Genomic DNA, 16250 nt, shown 5'->3' on the forward strand with positions numbered 1-16250 from the left:
GCCCCCAGGGTGATCAGCCACGCGGCGGCCACCGCCCAGTGCGGATGGGGCGTCCCAATCGCGACGACCAGACACCAGGCGTCGAAAAGGCGCGCCGGAACTGCCCGCTCTGCCAAGTCCCACTGGCCAAAGTAGGCTAACCCGAGTAAAATGAACACCTTGTGCCAGTTCGCTGGGACGAAAGCACCCAGGCCAAGCAGAAAAATTTGCAGAAACCACCCGCCGCGCGAGGCGCGGGATAGCGCTAGGCAGATCCCGGCAGCGGTCAGGTAAACAAGCGACAGCATGTCTTCACCCCCCTAAGAAAACATTTCGCAAGCGGTCCGAGTAATCCTTGACACGCTCCGGGGGGAGATAGTACACTATCAAAGGTGCTTTTTTTTCCAGTCAATTCGGGGTTGCCCGGACGTCGAGCTGGTGAAATGCCACTTCGCCGCTGGGCCGGCCATTTTTTTTATTTTAAAAAAAAGAACCGCCTGGATGTGTGGACTTGAAACGTATATTTGTCAGAATCAGGAAGGAGGAACCTTAGAATGCCAACAATTAACCAATTGGTACGCCAAGGTCGTAAAAGTAAGGTAACGAAGTCGGACTCACCAGCCTGAACTTCGGTTACAACAGCAAGAAGAAGTCATTGACCAACAATCCAGCTCCGCAAAAGCGTGGGGTCGCGACTCGTGTCGGCACCATGACACCGAAGAAGCCAAACTCTGCTTTGCGTAAGTACGCACGTGTTCGTCTGTCAAACCTCATTGAGGTCACAGCCTACATCCCAGGGATTGGTCACAACTTGCAGGAACACTCGGTTGTCTTGATCCGTGGCGGCCGTGTTAAGGATTTGCCTGGTGTCCGTTACCACATCATCCGTGGGACTCTCGATACCGCCGGCGTTGACGGCCGTATGCAGGGCCGTTCCAAGTACGGTACAAAGCGTCCGAAGAAGTAGTCACTATCCGCTTTGTGCGGTATTTAGGAAGAGGAGGCAATCAGCATGCCACGTAAAGGCAATGTTACAAAACGCGATGTTTTACCTGATCCAGTTTACAATTCTAAGCTGGTCACTCGCTTGATCAATCACTTGATGGTCGATGGGAAGCGCGGTAAGGCGCAGACAATCCTGTACGACGCCTTCGACATCATCAAGAAGGAGACTGGCAACGAGCCAGTTGACGTCTTCGAAGAAGCGATGAAGAATGTTATGCCGGTGCTTGAAGTCAAGGCTCGCCGTATCGGTGGGTCTAACTACCAAGTCCCGATCGAAGTTCGTCCGGACCGGCGCACGACCTTGGGCCTGCGCTGGATCGTTCAGTACTCCCGCGCCCGCGGTGAGCACACCATGGACGAGCGCTTGGCACGTGAAATCATGGACGCCGCGAACAACACCGGTGCTGCTGTGAAGAAGCGTGAAGATACGCATAAAATGGCTGACGCCAACCGTGCGTTTGCTCACTATCGTTGGTAAGAAGGTCGGCTATTATATCCGTTGGGCTATAGTAGCCACTTCTTTTATCCAGCATTATTTTGAAATTAGACAGTTACCATTATTGAGAGGAGTTAACTATTCACATGGCCAACAAGCGTGAATTTCCGCTGGACCGGACCCGCAACATCGGGATCATGGCCCACATCGACGCCGGTAAGACGACCACGACCGAACGTATTCTGTATTACACCGGTAAGATCCATAAGATTGGTGAAACCCATGATGGGGCTTCGCAAATGGACTGGATGCCGCAGGAACAGGAACGTGGGATCACGATCACTTCTGCTGCGACGACCGCCTTTTGGAAGGACAACCGGATCAACATCATCGATACCCCAGGGCACGTTGACTTCACAATGGAAGTCGAGCGTTCACTGCGTGTGCTAGATGGTGCGATCACCGTTCTTGATGGGCAGTCCGGGGTTGAGCCCCAGACCGAAAACGTTTGGCGTCAGGCGTCAACTTACAGTGTGCCGCGGATCGTTTTTGTCAACAAAATGGACAAGATCGGTGCCGACTTTAAGTACTCTGTTCAGACGCTGCACGATCGTCTGGGCGCAAATGCCCACGCGGTTCAGCTGCCAATCGGGGCTGAAGACAGCTTCAAAGGGGTTATCGATCTGATCACCATGAAGGCCGACCTTTATGATGAAGATGCCCTGGGGACTGAATGGGATGTTGTCGACATTCCTGATGACATGCTGGAGGAAGCAAAGGCTGCCCGCGCCGATTTGATCGAAGCGGTTGCCGATGTGGATGACGGCATCATGGACAAGTACCTGGAAGGCGAAGAGATCTCAAACGATGAGATCAAAGCAGCCATTCGTAAAGCCACCATCAACTTGGAATTCTTCCCAGTCCTTGCAGGTTCCGCCTTCAAGAACAAAGGGGTCCAGATGCTGCTTGACGCGGTTGTCGACTACCTGCCTTCGCCACTTGACGTTAAGCCATACAACGCCAAGGACCCAGATACTGGCGATCCGGTTGAGCTGCGCGCCGGCGACGATCAGAACTTTGCCGCTTTGGCATTCAAGATCGCGACCGACCCGTTCGTTGGTCGTTTGACCTACATCCGGGTCTACAGCGGGACCTTGGAAGCCGGTTCCTACGTGCTGAACGCGTCCAAGAACAATCGTGAGCGCGTTGGCCGTCTGCTGCAGATGCACTCGAACCACCGTGAGGAAATTCCGGAAGTCTTTTCTGGTGATATCGCGGCTGCGATTGGCCTGAAGAACACCACAACTGGTGATTCCCTGACTGATGTCGATCACCCGCTGATCCTTGAATCCCTCGAAGTGCCTGAACCAGTTATTCAGGTTTCCATCGAGCCAGATTCAAAGGAAGACCAGGATAAGCTGGACGTTGCGCTGCAAAAGCTTTCTGAAGAGGACCCGACCTTCAAGGCCGAGACCAACCCGGAAACTGGTGAAACGCTGATTGCCGGCATGGGCGAGCTTCACTTGGATATCATGGTTGACCGGATGAAGCGCGAATTCAAGGTCGCTGCTAAGATCGGTGAGCCGCAAGTTGCCTATCGTGAAACCTTCACGAAGACGGCGCAGGCCGAGGGCCGGTTCGTTCGCCAGTCTGGTGGTAAAGGCCAGTACGGTGATGTTTGGATCGAGTTCACCCCGAACGAAGAAGGCAAGGGCTTCGAGTTTGAAGACGCCATCGTCGGTGGGGTCGTGCCTCGTGAATACATCCCGGCCGTTGAAGCTGGCCTGAAAGATGCCATGAAGAACGGTGTCCTGGCTGGTTACCCGCTGATCGACGTCAAGGCCAAGCTTTATGACGGGTCTTACCATGAAGTCGATTCCTCTGAAGCTGCATTTAAGGTTGCCGCAAGCCTGGCTTTGCGCAACGCGGTCAAGGATGCCGGTGCGGTCATTCTGGAACCGATCATGCACGTTGAAGTCGTTGCCCCTGAAGAATATCTTGGGGACATCATGGGTCAGATCAACGCTCGCCGCGGCAGCGTTGAAGGTATGGAGCAGCGCGGCAATGCGCAGCTGGTCAATGCCATGGTGCCGCTGGCCGAGATGTTCGGTTACGCGACGACCCTGCGTTCTGCGACCCAAGGCCGTGGGACCTTCACAATGACCTTCGATCACTACACGGCTGTGCCGAAGTCGATCCAGGCCGAAATCATCAAGAAAAACGGTGGCGAGGCTTAATTGCCTCACTGCCAGAAGAGCTGCCAGCAGATGGCGGCTCTTTTTTTGCAAAAAAAGAAGCCGACCAAGTGGCCAGCTTCTCAGTGGAACAGTTGGTGATTATTATGCAATCGTTGCGTTAAGCGCGGTTTTGAAGTGATTCAGCGCCCATTCCTGACCACCTGGGGTGAAGGTAGCCACTGCGTCCTGGTGGATCACCAGTGGGTAATTCAGGTTGTAGGCATCCACCGCCGTGTGCAGAACGCAGATATCGGTGCAGACGCCCACCAGGTGGACCTCGTCGACTTTGCGTTCCCGCAGCCACAGGTCAAGTGGGGTGCCGGCGAAGCTGGAGTAACGCGTCTTATCGAATAGGGTCACGTTCTGCTCGGCTTGGTGTTGCTCGTACCAGGGCGCAAGGCTGCCATACAGCTGCCGGCCCCAGCTTCCGCGGATGTTATGCGGCGGGAACAGCTTGGTTTCCGGGTGGTACGGATCGCCGGCAACGTGCACGTCGGTGGGCAGGTAAACAAAGTCTTGGGCCCTGCGGAACTGCTCGCCCAGCGCAACGATCCGGTCGGCGATGGCCTGCGCCGGTGCTCCTGCAGTCAGGGCCCCGGTCTCGGCAACGAAGTCATTTGTGTAATCAATGATCAGTAACGCTTTTGGCATATTTTTCCTCCTGTGAATGTTTAGCTTCACTGTACGGGGTTGAGTAGGCTGTGTCAAGACAGGGAGATCCGATTGAAAAGCCTCGCGCCTGAGCGGTCGAGGAAGTGAATAAAGGCCGGTGTAATCAGTTTTGTTCGTTGAAAAAAGTTTCGCAAAAGCCAAGAAAGGCCTTGCTATCAGCGGGGCTTTTTTGTATACTATCAAGAGTGCTGTTTGCTTAAGGGCAGACTGTGCACTTTTGGCCCATGGTTGGGTCAGGATAGCGTGGATGTGAGAGGTTGCGACACGCCCGGCCGCTTTGCCACGGCAGCGTGACGGAAATTTTCACGGAGCTAGTCTACTAATGATAATAGACGAAGGAGGTTACACAATGGCAAAACAGAAGATTCGGATCCGGCTCAAGGCTTACGAACACCGGATTCTTGATCAATCAGCAGATAAGATCGTTGAGACCGCAAAGCGCACTGGTGCTTCGATCTCAGGCCCGATCCCTCTGCCAACAGAACGTACCATCTACACGGTGCTGCGTTCTCCCCACAAGTACAAGGATTCTCGGGAACAGTTCGAAATGCGCACACACAAGCGCCTGATCGATATCGTTAACCCGACGCCCAAGACTGTGGACGCGCTGATGAAGCTCGATTTGCCGAGCGGCGTTGATATTGAAATCAAACTATAATCTATAAGAACTAGGAGGTGTACCCATGGCACGTAAAGGAATCTTAGGTAAGAAAATTGGCATGACGCAAGTGTTCACGGAGAACGGCGAGCTCGTTCCCGTTACCGTCATCGATGTAACGCCTAACGTTGTCCTGCAAGTCAAGACCGTTGAATCAGACGGTTACGAAGCAGTTCAGCTGGGCTACGGTGACAAGCGTGAAGTACTTAGCAACAAGCCAAGCGTCGGTCACGCCAAGAAGGCGGACACGACCCCTAAGCGCTTCATTAAGGAAATCCGTGATGTAGCGCTTAGCGATTATAAAGTCGGTGGCGAAGTTAAAGCCGACGAATTTGCAGCTGGCGACATCGTGGATGTCACCGGCATCTCCAAAGGACATGGTTTCCAGGGGAACATTAAGAAGGACGGCCAAAGCCGCGGCCCAATGGCCCATGGCTCTCGTTACCACCGTCGTCCAGGTTCTCTGGGCGCCATCATCAACAAGGTGTTCAAGGGCAAGAAGCTGCCTGGCCGGATGGGCAATCACACCCGGACCATGCAGAACCTGACCGTTGTTTCAACCGACCTGGACCACAACGTTATCCTGATCAAGGGCAACGTTCCAGGTGCTAACAAATCGTTCGTGACTATCCGTTCCGCTGTTAAAGCAGCGGCTAAATAAACCGAAGGGAGGACATAACTAATGGCAAACGTTACTTTATTCAAGCAAGACGGCACAGAGAACGGCACCGTTGATCTCAACGATACGATCTGGGCTATCGAACCGAACGAAAACGCCGTGTTTGACGCAGTGCTGATGCAACGCGCTTCCCTTCGTCAAGGTACTCACGCCGTTAAGAACCGGTCCGCTGTTTCTGGCGGCGGCAAGAAGCCGTGGCGCCAAAAAGGGACTGGCCGTGCACGTCAGGGCTCAATCCGCAGCCCACAGTGGCGTGGCGGTGGGATCGTCTTCGGACCGACCCCGCGGTCATACAGCTACCGCATCAACAAGAAGGTTTCTCGTTTGGCAATCAAGTCTGTGCTTGCACAGAAGCTCGCCGACAAGGACCTGATCGTGGTTGACGGCCTGGCATTTGACCAGCCGAAGACCAAGGACTTTGCAGCTGCTTTGGCAGCTTTGAAGGTCAATGAAAAAGCCCTGGTCGTTCTTGAAGACGGCAATGACAATGCAGCACTCGCTGCACGCAACCTGCCGAACGTCAAGACGATCGCCGCAGACGGGATCAACGTATTGGATGTTGTGGATTACAACAAACTGATCCTGACCCAATCTGCGCTGCAAAAGATTGAGGAGGTGCTGGCATAATGGCTGAAGCACGCGACATCATCCTGCGCCCGATCGTGACCGAGCAGACCATGGCTGACATGGACAACAAGAAGTACACCTTCGAAGTTGCTCGTGACGCCGAGAAGACTGCTGTGCGTCGTGCCGTTGAAGAAATCTTCGACGTCCAAGTCGCAAAGGTCAACATCGCGAACGTACGCGGAAAAAAAGAAGCGTCAAGGGAACTTTGTGGGCTACACCCGCAAGCGTCGGAAGGCCGTTGTGACCCTGACCGCTGATTCTAAAGACATCAAGATCTTTGAAGACTAAAAACTTTTAGATAGGAGGAAACAAGCGTGGGCATCATTAAATACAAACCAACGTCAAACGGCCGGCGAAACATGTCTGGCTCAGACTTCGCTGAGATCACCAAGACCAAGCCGGAAAAGACGCTGCTTGAAAGTCAAAGCCACACTGCCGGTCGTAACGCGCAGGGCCACATCACCGTGCGTCACCGCGGCGGCGGCCACAAGCAGTATTACCGCACAATCGACTTCAAGCGGAACAAGGATGGCGTAGTCGCAACCGTAAAGGCGATCGAATACGACCCGAACCGTACCGCAAACATTGCACTGCTTCACTACGAAGATGGGGTTAAGTCCTACATCCTTGCGCCTAAGGGCCTGAAGGTCGGCGACAAGATCGTTTCCGGTGAGACAGCTGATATCAAACCAGGCAACGCGATGCCGCTGAAGAACATCCCTGATGGGACGACGATCCACAACGTTGAACTGAAGCCCGGCAAGGGCGGCCAACTGGCCCGTTCCGCTGGGGCTTCTGCTCAGCTGCTTGGTAAGAACGATGACGGCAAGTACGTCACGGTTCGCCTGGCTTCCGGTGAAGTTCGCATGATCCTCGCGGTCAACCGGGCCACAATCGGCGCTGTCGGCAACGAGCAACACGAACTGATCACTATTGGTAAGGCTGGCCGCAAGCGCTGGTTGGGCTTCCGTTCAACCGTCCGTGGGTCAGTTATGAACCGAACGATCACCCTCATGGTGGTGGTGAAGGTAAGGCACCTATCGGCCGCCCATCACCTCTTTCCCCATGGGGCAAGAAGACCTTGGGTAAGAAGACGCGTGATCACAAGGCTAAGTCCGAGAAGTTCATCGTGCGTCACCGCAAGAACAAGTAATTTTAACTTTGAATTACACCGAATAAAGGAGGTCACACAATGGGTCGCAGTCTTAAAAAAAGGACCGTTCGCCGATGCACATCTACTGAAAAAGATCGATGCGCAAAAGGATAACGATAAGAAGACGGTCATCAAGACCTGGTCTCGTCGTTCCACCATTTACCCGAGTTTCATCGGGTTCACCATCGCTGTTTACGATGGTCGCAAGCACGTCCCAGTTTACATTTCTGAAGATATGGTCGGTCACAAGCTGGGTGAGTTCGTTCCGACACGGACCTTCCATGGTCACGCCAAGGACGACAAGAAAACAGTAGCACGCTAAGAAAGGAGCACATGATTCATGGCTGAAGAAATCACGTCTGCTACGGCGACGGCTAATACAGTTCGAATCGCGGCTCGCAAGGCGCGCCTAGTGATCGATCTGATCCGCGGCCGCGACGTTGCGGAAGCTATTGCCATTTTGGACTTCACGCCGCGCGCGGGCTCTCCAATCATTTCCAAAGTTCTGAAGTCCGCCATCGCGAACGCAGAACACAACTTTGACCTTGATGCCCAGAACCTTTACGTCAAGGAAGCCTTCGTTAATGAAGGCCCGACCCTGAAGCGGTTCCGTCCTCGGGCCAAGGGTTCTGCATCACCTATCAACAAGCGTACGAGTCACATTACCGTGACCGTCGCTGAGAAAGCCACAAAGGAGGGTTAAGCGTGGGTCAGAAAATTAATCCAATCGGTTTCCGTGTTGGCGTCATTCGTGACTGGGAATCCAAGTGGTACGCTGAAAAAGACTTTGCCACTTACCTGCACGAAGACATCAAGATCCGGAACTACATTAACAAAAAGCTTGCGGACGCTTCCGTTTCGACTATCGAAATCGAACGGGCCGCAAACCGTGTGAACATTTCGATTCACACCGCCAAGCCGGGCATGGTAATCGGCAAGGGCGGCGCTCAGGTCGAAAGCCTGCGCAAGCAGCTGAACGATCTTACTGGTCGCAAGGTTCACATTAACATCGTCGAGATCAAGAAGCCTGACCTGGATGCCAAGCTGGTAGGCGAAAGCATCGCCGCTCAGCTTGAGCAGCGGGTTGCCTTCCGTCGCGCGATGAAGCAAGCGATGCAGCGGACAATGCGTGCGGGTGCCAAAGGCATCAAGACGCAGGCTGCTGGTCGTTTGAACGGTGGCGATATGGCTCGTCGTGAGCACTACGCCGAAGGCACTGTGCCGCTGCACACCCTGCGCGCTGATATTGACTACGCCTGGGAAGAAGCACGCACCACTTACGGTCAGATCGGGATCAAGACCTGGATCTACCGCGGTGAAATTTTGCCGGATAAGCCAAACCGGCCAACCGCGAAGGGAGGAAAGTAACCCATGTTAGTACCTAAGCGTGTAAAGCACCGTCGCGAATTCCGCGGCAAGATGCGTGGCGCAGCTAAAGGCGGCAAGAACGTCGACTTCGGCGATTACGGCCTGCAGGCTTTGGAATCCCACTGGATTTCTAACCGTCAGATCGAAGCTGCCCGTGTTGCTATGACCCGTTACATGAAGCGTGGCGGGAAAGTTTGGATCAAGATCTTCCCTCAGAAGTCCTACACTTCTAAAGGTGTTGGGGTTCGTATGGGTAACGGGAAAGGCGCGCCATCCGGCTGGGTCGCAGTCGTTAAGCGCGAAAAAGTGATGTTTGAAGTCGGCGGCGTGCCTGAAGCCGTTGCTAAAGAAGCACTGCGCCTCGCTTCCAACAAGCTTCCAATCCGCACCAAGATCATTTCTCGTTCGGAAGGAGCTGAGCAATCTAATGAAGGCTAAAGAGATCGCTGCATTAACCACAGAGGAAATGCTCGACAAAGAAAAGCAGTATAAAGAAGAGCTATTCAACCTGCGTTTTCAGCAGGCGACTGGCCAAATGGAGAACACTGCTCGGCTGAAGCAAGTGCGCAAGAACATTGCGCGGATCAAAACGGTCCTGCGTCAGCAATCACTGAAGAAATAAACGGAAAGGAGACTATCACCTTGGCAGAACGTAATTCTCGTAAAGTTTATCAAGGCCGTGTTGTTTCTGACAAAATGGACAAGACGATCACCGTCCAAGTCAACACGACGAAGACGCACCCGGTATACGGCAAGCGTGTGAAGTACTCAAAGAAGTACTATGCACATGATGAAGAAAATGTCGCAAAAGTCGGCGATCTGGTTCAGATCATGGAAACTCGTCCGATGTCTCGCAACAAGCGTTTCCGTTTATTGAACGTGGTCGAAAAGGCAGTTCGTATTTAATTTAAATACGTTTGAAAGGAGGACCAACCCGTGATTCAACAAGAAAGTCGTCTTAAAGTCGCTGACAACTCTGGTGCCCGCGAGTTGCTGGTGATCAAAGTGCTTGGCGGTTCATACCGTAAGACTGGGAACATCGGCGACGTCGTTGTGGCAACTGTAAAACAGGCTACACCAGGTGGCGTTGTCAAAGCCCACGATGTGGTCAAGGCCGTCATCGTGCGCACCAAGTCGGGTGCCCGCCGTACTGATGGATCTTACATCAAGTTCGACGAAAACGCCGCGGTCATCATTAACGCGGACAAGAGCCCACGGGGGACTCGTATCTTTGGACCAGTCGCACGCGAACTGCGTGACGGCGATTTCATGAAGATCGTTTCCTTAGCGCCTGAAGTCCTTTAATCATTCTGACCAAATAGGAGGTGCGACATGAAAATCAAGACTGGTGATAAAGTTCGGGTCATGCGTGGTAAAGACGCCGGCAAAGAAGGTACGGTAACCAAGGTGCTGCTTAAGGCAGACAAGGTCATCGTCGAAGGCGTCAACATGATCAAGAAACACCAAAAGCCTAACAACGCGAACCCGCAAGGCGGGATCGTGGACAAGGAAGCAGCCATTGCCGTTTCTAACGTAATGCTGCTGGATCCAGAATCTAACAAGCCAACGCGCGTTGGCTTTGAAATCAAGGACGGCAAGAAGTCACGTATTGCCAAGAAATCTGGCAAGGAACTGACAACCGCTGCTGCTCCTGCAAAAACTGACGGGAAGGAGGACTAATCCCAGATGGCAAATCGTTTACAAGAACGTTTTAACAAAGAGATCGCACCGGCGCTGATTGAAAAGTTCAATTACAAGAGCCCGATGCAGACCCCGCACGTTGAGAAGATCGTTTTAAACATGGGGGTTGGCGATGCGACTCAGAACGCCAAGCTCATGGATGAAGCCGTTGCCGAAATGGCTCAGATCTCTGGCCAACAACCGCTGATCACTAAGGCGAAGAAGAGCATTGCGAACTTCCGCCTGCGTGAAGGCATGTCGATTGGCGCGAAGGTCACCCTGCGCGGCGAACGCATGTATGACTTCCTCGACAAGCTGATCAATGTCTCCCTGCCACGTGTTCGTGACTTTCATGGGATCTCTCCTAAGTCCTTCGACGGCCGGGGCAATTACACCCTGGGCTTGAAGGAACAACTGATCTTCCCTGAAATTGATTACGATCAGGTCAACCGTGTTCGTGGCCTGGACGTCGTTATTGTCACTACTGCAAATACTGACGAGGAAGGCCTCGAACTGCTGAAGCAGCTCGGCATGCCTTTCGCTAAATAAAGGAGGGTCACACTTGGCTAAGAAGTCGATGATCGTGAAAAACAACCGGCCTGCAAAGTTCGCAGTGCAAGAATACACACGCTGCCAACGTTGTGGTCGTCCGCACTCTGTTTACCGTAAGTTCAAACTCTGCCGGATTTGCCTTCGTGAATTAGCTCATGCCGGTCAAATTCCTGGTATGCGCAAAGCTAGCTGGTAAACCGAAACCCAGTCAAAGGAGGTTAAATCAATGGTCTTGACCGATCCAATCGCAGATTACTTGACCCGCATTCGCAACGCCAACATGGTGCGTCACGAATCTCTGGTCGTACCTGCATCTAAGATGAAAATCAACATTTCCGAGATCCTCAAGCAAGAAGGCTTCATCCGTGATTACGAAGTGATCGAGGATGACAAGCAGGGCGTTATTCGTTTGTTCCTGAAGTACGGGAAGAACAACGAACGCGTCATTTCTGGCTTGAAGCGCATCTCTAAGCCTGGCCTGCGCTCCTACGTGAAGGCTGACGCTGTCCCGAAGGTCCTGAACGGCCTGGGCATCGCCATTCTCTCCACTCCTGAAGGTGTTATCACCGACAAGGAAGCGCGCGCGAAGAACGTTGGCGGCGAAGTACTCGCCTACGTTTGGTAAGATAAAACTTTAAAAAGGAGGTGCCTCCAAGTGAGTCGTATTGGTTATAAAGCAATCACCGTGCCGGCTGGCGTCACAGTCACCGTTGACGGCGAAAACATCACCGTGAAGGGCCCGAAGGGTGAGATGACTCGCCACTTCGCCCCAGAAATTTCCATGACGCAAGACGGCAACGAAATCAAGTTCGACCGTCCTGATGATTCGTTCAAGGCGCTGCACGGCACGACCCGTGCTAACCTGAACAACATGATCGTCGGTGTTACCGAGGGCTTCAAGAAGAACATGAAGTTGGTCGGTGTCGGCTACCGTGCTCAGAAGCAAGGCAACAAGCTGGTTCTGAACGTCGGTTACTCTCACCCAGTTGAGATGACCCCACCAGCAGGAATCGACTTCGATGTGCCTAGCAACACCGAGATTACGGTTTCCGGGATCTCTAAGCAGGTCGTGGGTCAGTGGGCTGCCGAAATTCGTGCGGTCCGTTCCCCAGAGCCATACAAAGGCAAAGGGATCCGTTACGTCGATGAGTATGTTCGGCGTAAGGAAGGTAAGACTGGTAAGTAGTCTTACGCTGAATTTAGGGGCGATTATCGCCCGTGTCTATGCGCCTGGGGCCGCGTCACTGCGCCTGCCACTGATTGCGGCAGCGTTGTCCATCACCGCCTCAAGCAGCTAATCAAAGGAGTGAACATTGTGATTTCCAAGCCAGATAAAAACAAGACCCGGCAACGGCGTCACGCACGCGTCCGGGGTAAGATTTCTGGTACGAGCGAGCGCCCACGCTTGAACATTTTCCGTTCAAATAAAAACATCTACGCGCAATTAATTGATGACGTAGCGGGTGTGACGCTAGCAAGTGCCTCCACTCTCGATAAAGAAGTATCTGATGACGCAAACAAGACCGAGCAGGCAAAGCAGGTTGGCGAATTGGTTGCCAAGCGCGCCGTTGCTGCTGGTCACAAAGTAGTGGTCTTTGACCGTGGTGGTTACCTCTATCATGGTCGCGTGCAGGCGCTCGCTGAAGCGGCTCGCGAAAACGGCCTTGAATTCTAACAAAGAAGGAGGAAAACCAATCCATGGCATCATACATTGATCCAAACCAACTCGACTTGGAAGATCGCGTCGTATCGATCAACCGTGTCACCAAAGTTGTCAAAGGTGGTCGCCGCCTGCGTTTTGCAAGTATCGCGATTGTCGGTGACAAGCACGGTCACGTCGGCTTCGGGACCGGTAAGGCCCAAGAAGTGCCAGAAGCGATCCGCAAAGCGGTCGAAGACGCCAAGAAGAACCTGATTGAAGTGCCGATTGTTGGCACCACGATTCCTCACGAAGCGATCGGTCACTTCGGCGCCGGCGAAGTTCTGCTTAAGCCAGCCGTTGAAGGGTCCGGGGTTGCTGCCGGCGGCGCCGTTCGTGCCGTCATGGAACTCGCTGGGATCTCAGACGTGACCAGCAAGTCCCTTGGCCGTAACACGCCAATCAACATGATCCGCGCGACAATGGACGCCCTGACTCAGCTTAAAACCGTTCAGGAAGTGGCTGAACTCCGCGGCGTCTCTGTATCGCACTTGCAAGAACAAAACTAGGAGGGCACATCATGGCGCAATTAAAAATTACATTGACCCGCAGTGCTGCTCACCGGTTGCCAAAGCAACGCAAGATTGTCAAGGAATTGGGTCTGGGCCGTGTCAACAGCTCAGTCGTCAAGCCTGACAACGATGCAACACGCGGTGCGATCTTCCAGATCTCCCACTTGGTTTCCGTTGAAGAAGTCAAGGATTAAACCATTACGCAAAAAGGAGGTGCCACACGAATGAAGTTACACGAATTAAAGCCAAATGACGGTGCGCGTCAAGCACGGAAGCGTGTTGGCCGCGGAACTTCCAGCGGCTATGGTAAAACTGCCGGCAAAGGGACTAAGGGCCAATTGGCTCGTCAGGGCGGCAAGACTCGTCTAGGGTTCGAAGGTGGCCAGATGCCACTGTTCCGGCGGATGCCAAAACGCGGTTTCAAGAACATCAACCGCAAAGTCTTTGCCATCGTGAACGTTGAAGACCTTAACCGGTTTGACGAAGGCACGGAAGTCACACCAACGCTGTTGGTTGAAACCGGCCTGGTCAAGAATGAAAAAGACGGCATTAAGCTGTTGGGTAACGGTAAGCTTGACAAGAAGCTGACCGTTAAAGTTAACAAGGCTTCCGAAACTGCCAAGAGCGCAGTTGAAGCAGCAGGCGGTTCGCTTGAGGTGATCTAATGCTGAAAACCCTCGTTAACGCATTTAAGGTTAAGGATATCCGCAACAAGATTCTCTTCACCTTGGGCGTTTTGCTGGTTTATCGACTAGGGGCGCAGATCACAGTGCCTGGCGTTAATGCTAAGGCCTTGACGCAGGTCGGATCGACCGGCTTGATCTCTCTGCTCGACACCGTTTCCGGTGGCGGGCTGGCCAACTATTCGATCTTCTCAATGGGGGTCTCTCCGTACATCACGGCGCAAATTGTCGTTCAGCTCTTGCAGACGGACATTGTCCCGAAGTTCGTGGAGTGGGGTAAGCAAGGTGAAGTGGGGCGGCGTAAGCTGAACCAAGTCACCCGGTACTTAACCATTTTCCTCGGCTTCTTCCAGGCTGTCGGCATTACTGCTGGGTTCCAGCAGCTTTCCGCGCTTGGCTTGGTCGCTAACCCGACCATTCAAACCTACATCGTGATTGGCATCATCCTGACCGGGGGCACCATGCTCCTGACCTGGATGGGGGAACAGATCACGGACAAAGGGATCGGCAACGGGGTTTCAATGATCATCTTTGCGGGGATCATTGCCCGCCTGCCTAGTGGGCTGGCGTCCTTGTGGAAGGACAACATCACGAACAACTCGGCTGCTGACCGGTGGCAGGGGATCTTGTTCCTCGTCGCCCTCGCCATTGTCGTTCTGCTTGTGGTCACCTTTGTCACTTGGGTGCAGCAAGCCAACCGTAAAATTCCGATTCAATACACTCGGCGCGTGGCCGCGTCAGGTAGTGAAAGCTACCTGCCGCTGAAGGTCAACGTCGCCGGCGTGATTCCTGTCATTTTTGCCAGCTCGTTCATCATTACGCCGCAAACGATCCTGATGGCATTTGCCAAAAGGTTCCAAGGCCAAGGCTGGTACACGACAATGACTAACATCTTCAACATGCAAAGTACACCAGGCGTCATCATCTATACGATCCTGATTGTGCTGTTCACGTTCTTCTATGCTTTCGTCCAGGTTAACCCGGAAAAAGTGCAGGAGAATCTGACCAAGCAAGGGTCCTATATTCCAGGAGTCTGGCCGGGGAAGGAAACTGAAAAGTACCTTTCTCGCGTGCTGATGCGGCTGTCGACGGTCGGGGCGTTGTTCCTCGGCTTTGTCGCACTGCTGCCGCAACTGGCCGCTAATCTTTGGGGCTTGCCTCAAAGTATCGGCCTCGGCGGCACTAGCCTGCTGATCGTGGTCATGACGGCGATCGAACTGGTTCGCCAGCTCGATGGATTACTGATGAAGCGCGAGTACGTCGGGTTTATCCGCGACGACCTCGTGAAGAATTAGGAGGATACGATGAATCTCATTTTAATGGGACTGCCAGGCGCTGGTAAGGGGACTCAGGCGGAGCGGATCGAAGATGCGTATCCCATTGCCCACATCAGCACTGGGGACATGTTTCGCGAAGCGATGGCCAACGGTACCGAGATGGGCAAGCAGGCCAAAGGGTTTATCGACCAAGGCCAGCTGGTTCCAGACACGGTCGTTGAAGGCATGGTGAAAGAGCGGCTCGCGCAAAAGGATACTGATCAGGCTTCATGCTCGATGGGTTCCCGCGCACACTGGCTCAGGCCGAAGCGCTTGAAACAATCACCAAGGACTTGAACAAGCCGCTTAACGCGGTCATCAACATCGACGTTAAACCGGCAGTGCTGGTAGAGCGGCTGTCAGGCCGTTACATCTGCAAGAACTGCGGGGCGACTTACCACAAGCTGTACAATCCGACCAAAGTGCCGGGCACTTGCGACCGCTGTGGCGGCCACGAGTTCTTCCAGCGCGATGACGACAAGCCGGCAACGGTGAAAAATCGCCTGAAGGTCAACATTGAGGAGAACACGCCTCTGATCGACTTTTATCAAAAGCGTGGCCTGCTCTTTACCGTTAACGGGGATCAGGACATTGACCTGGTTTTCGCTGACGTCCAAGCGGTCTTGAAAAAAACTCAACTAGCCTGTCGCCACGGCCTGACTGTTTTCAAACGGGTCGATTTATGTTACAATGTCGCGGTATGCGCTGAGGGCCTGCCCTCACCGCATTTTCGCGTGTGATCCAGACAATTAGGAGGAATTTATTTCGTGGCAAAAGACGATGTGATCGAGATCCAGGGCACCGTGGTCGATACGTTACCGAACGCGATGTTCAAAGTCGAACTTGAAAACGGGGCAACGATCCTGGCCCATGTCTCTGGCAAGATCCGGATGCACTACATCCGCATCCTGCCTGGGGACAAGGTCACCGTTGAATTGTCTCCATACGATCTGACCAAGGGCCGGATCACGTACCGTTTCAAGTAAAACGTTCA

25 protein-coding genes and 4 pseudogenes are annotated in these 16250 nt (G+C 53.4%); 27 read left to right on the forward strand and 2 right to left on the reverse strand.

The features are described 5' to 3' along the window. Positions 1-287 (reverse strand): hypothetical protein (locus JCM13995_RS06675; RefSeq protein ID WP_156314359.1); only part of this gene is annotated, 287 nt, incomplete at its 3' end. 246 nt (positions 288-533) lie between these two features. On the opposite strand from JCM13995_RS06675, the pseudogene rpsL reads away from it, so the two are divergent. The 3 genes and pseudogenes from rpsL (at position 534) to fusA (ending at position 3657) form a co-directional block, all read left to right on the forward strand. Beyond that, a pseudogene (rpsL, locus tag JCM13995_RS06680) lies at positions 534-946 on the forward strand (30S ribosomal protein S12). Between the two features lie 45 nt (positions 947-991). After that, complete coding sequence (gene rpsG, locus JCM13995_RS06685) at positions 992-1462, forward strand: 30S ribosomal protein S7 (RefSeq protein WP_054663812.1); 471 nt, start codon at positions 992-994, stop codon at positions 1460-1462. Between the two features lie 104 nt (positions 1463-1566). After that, positions 1567-3657 (forward strand): elongation factor G, encoded by a 2091-nt coding sequence (gene fusA / locus JCM13995_RS06690; protein ID WP_054663815.1) that lies wholly within the window; start codon positions 1567-1569, stop codon positions 3655-3657. A gap of 102 nt (positions 3658-3759) precedes the next feature. Here the strand turns inward: fusA and JCM13995_RS06695 are convergent, their stop codons facing one another. After that, positions 3760-4308: a cysteine hydrolase family protein gene (locus tag JCM13995_RS06695; RefSeq protein ID WP_054663818.1), complete on the reverse strand. Its 549-nt coding sequence runs from the start codon at positions 4306-4308 to the stop codon at positions 3760-3762. A gap of 370 nt (positions 4309-4678) precedes the next feature. Between JCM13995_RS06695 and rpsJ the strand changes: the two genes are divergently transcribed. The 24 genes and pseudogenes from rpsJ to infA all read left to right on the forward strand — a co-directional run bounded on the left by rpsJ (position 4679) and on the right by infA (position 16242). After that, positions 4679-4987 carry a 30S ribosomal protein S10 gene (gene rpsJ, locus JCM13995_RS06700; RefSeq protein ID WP_054663821.1) on the forward strand — a complete coding sequence of 103 codons (309 nt, stop codon included), beginning with the start codon at positions 4679-4681 and terminating at the stop codon, positions 4985-4987. 25 nt (positions 4988-5012) lie between these two features. Continuing rightward, positions 5013-5648 (forward strand): 50S ribosomal protein L3, encoded by a 636-nt coding sequence (gene rplC, locus JCM13995_RS06705; protein WP_054663824.1) that lies wholly within the window; start codon positions 5013-5015, stop codon positions 5646-5648. A gap of 21 nt (positions 5649-5669) precedes the next feature. After that, positions 5670-6293 (forward strand): 50S ribosomal protein L4, encoded by a 624-nt coding sequence (rplD, locus tag JCM13995_RS06710; protein ID WP_054663827.1) that lies wholly within the window; start codon positions 5670-5672, stop codon positions 6291-6293. Next, positions 6293-6581 (forward strand): annotated as a pseudogene (rplW, locus tag JCM13995_RS06715) (50S ribosomal protein L23). The gene rplD and the pseudogene rplW overlap by 1 nt, the downstream one beginning before the upstream one ends. A gap of 26 nt (positions 6582-6607) precedes the next feature. Then, a pseudogene (rplB, locus tag JCM13995_RS06720) lies at positions 6608-7446 on the forward strand (50S ribosomal protein L2). Beyond that, entirely contained in the window at positions 7391-7768 is a 378-nt protein-coding gene (gene rpsS / locus JCM13995_RS13800; RefSeq protein ID WP_082397752.1) for a 30S ribosomal protein S19, read from the forward strand. The pseudogene rplB and the gene rpsS overlap by 56 nt, the downstream one beginning before the upstream one ends. A gap of 18 nt (positions 7769-7786) precedes the next feature. Continuing rightward, on the forward strand, positions 7787-8149 hold the full coding sequence (gene rplV, locus JCM13995_RS06725) for a 50S ribosomal protein L22 (protein ID WP_054663830.1): 363 nt from the start codon (positions 7787-7789) through the stop codon (positions 8147-8149). Between the two features lie 2 nt (positions 8150-8151). Beyond that, on the forward strand, positions 8152-8814 hold the full coding sequence (gene rpsC, locus JCM13995_RS06730; protein WP_054663832.1) for a 30S ribosomal protein S3: 663 nt from the start codon (positions 8152-8154) through the stop codon (positions 8812-8814). A gap of 3 nt (positions 8815-8817) precedes the next feature. After that, positions 8818-9252: a 50S ribosomal protein L16 gene (gene rplP, locus JCM13995_RS06735; protein ID WP_054663835.1), complete on the forward strand. Its 435-nt coding sequence runs from the start codon at positions 8818-8820 to the stop codon at positions 9250-9252. Next, the gene (gene rpmC / locus JCM13995_RS06740; RefSeq protein ID WP_054663838.1) at positions 9242-9436 is read left to right on the forward strand and encodes a 50S ribosomal protein L29; all 195 of its coding nucleotides are present in this window, start codon (positions 9242-9244) and stop codon (positions 9434-9436) included. Before rplP ends, rpmC begins: the two co-directional genes overlap by 11 nt. Before the next feature lie 20 nt (positions 9437-9456). After that, positions 9457-9720, forward strand: coding sequence for a 30S ribosomal protein S17 (rpsQ, locus tag JCM13995_RS06745; protein WP_054663840.1), 264 nt, complete (start codon positions 9457-9459; stop codon positions 9718-9720). A 30-nt stretch (positions 9721-9750) separates the two neighbouring features. After that, the gene (gene rplN / locus JCM13995_RS06750; protein ID WP_054663843.1) at positions 9751-10119 is read left to right on the forward strand and encodes a 50S ribosomal protein L14; all 369 of its coding nucleotides are present in this window, start codon (positions 9751-9753) and stop codon (positions 10117-10119) included. Positions 10120-10146: 27 nt separating this feature from the next. Further along, positions 10147-10494, forward strand: a complete 348-nt coding sequence (rplX, locus tag JCM13995_RS06755) for a 50S ribosomal protein L24 (RefSeq protein WP_054663846.1) — start codon at positions 10147-10149, stop codon at positions 10492-10494. A 6-nt stretch (positions 10495-10500) separates the two neighbouring features. Beyond that, positions 10501-11043: a 50S ribosomal protein L5 gene (gene rplE, locus JCM13995_RS06760; RefSeq protein ID WP_054663849.1), complete on the forward strand. Its 543-nt coding sequence runs from the start codon at positions 10501-10503 to the stop codon at positions 11041-11043. Positions 11044-11056: 13 nt separating this feature from the next. Then, a complete protein-coding gene (locus JCM13995_RS13805) occupies positions 11057-11242 on the forward strand; it encodes a type Z 30S ribosomal protein S14 (RefSeq protein ID WP_054717680.1) in 186 nt (61 codons plus the stop codon). 30 nt (positions 11243-11272) lie between these two features. Beyond that, entirely contained in the window at positions 11273-11671 is a 399-nt protein-coding gene (rpsH, locus tag JCM13995_RS06765) for a 30S ribosomal protein S8 (RefSeq protein ID WP_054663852.1), read from the forward strand. A gap of 30 nt (positions 11672-11701) precedes the next feature. Further along, positions 11702-12232: a 50S ribosomal protein L6 gene (gene rplF, locus JCM13995_RS06770; RefSeq protein ID WP_054663855.1), complete on the forward strand. Its 531-nt coding sequence runs from the start codon at positions 11702-11704 to the stop codon at positions 12230-12232. A 129-nt stretch (positions 12233-12361) separates the two neighbouring features. After that, complete coding sequence (gene rplR, locus JCM13995_RS06775) at positions 12362-12721, forward strand: 50S ribosomal protein L18 (RefSeq protein ID WP_125584629.1); 360 nt, start codon at positions 12362-12364, stop codon at positions 12719-12721. A 23-nt stretch (positions 12722-12744) separates the two neighbouring features. Continuing rightward, positions 12745-13254 (forward strand): 30S ribosomal protein S5, encoded by a 510-nt coding sequence (gene rpsE / locus JCM13995_RS06780; protein WP_054663861.1) that lies wholly within the window; start codon positions 12745-12747, stop codon positions 13252-13254. 11 nt (positions 13255-13265) lie between these two features. Continuing rightward, positions 13266-13451 (forward strand): 50S ribosomal protein L30, encoded by a 186-nt coding sequence (gene rpmD, locus JCM13995_RS06785; protein ID WP_054663864.1) that lies wholly within the window; start codon positions 13266-13268, stop codon positions 13449-13451. Positions 13452-13481: 30 nt separating this feature from the next. After that, positions 13482-13922 carry a 50S ribosomal protein L15 gene (gene rplO / locus JCM13995_RS06790; protein ID WP_054663869.1) on the forward strand — a complete coding sequence of 147 codons (441 nt, stop codon included), beginning with the start codon at positions 13482-13484 and terminating at the stop codon, positions 13920-13922. Beyond that, the gene (secY, locus tag JCM13995_RS06795) at positions 13922-15235 is read left to right on the forward strand and encodes a preprotein translocase subunit SecY (RefSeq protein WP_054663872.1); all 1314 of its coding nucleotides are present in this window, start codon (positions 13922-13924) and stop codon (positions 15233-15235) included. Before rplO ends, secY begins: the two co-directional genes overlap by 1 nt. Positions 15236-15244: 9 nt before the next feature. Beyond that, positions 15245-15882: pseudogene (locus tag JCM13995_RS06800) on the forward strand (adenylate kinase); the annotation flags it as partial. A gap of 141 nt (positions 15883-16023) precedes the next feature. After that, complete coding sequence (infA, locus tag JCM13995_RS06805; protein WP_054663875.1) at positions 16024-16242, forward strand: translation initiation factor IF-1; 219 nt, start codon at positions 16024-16026, stop codon at positions 16240-16242. Positions 16243-16250 lie beyond the last annotated feature (8 nt).

Origin of the sequence: Lacticaseibacillus camelliae DSM 22697 = JCM 13995 (genome assembly GCF_001311195.1) — a bacterium.
Classification (GTDB): domain Bacteria; phylum Bacillota; class Bacilli; order Lactobacillales; family Lactobacillaceae; genus Lacticaseibacillus; species Lacticaseibacillus camelliae.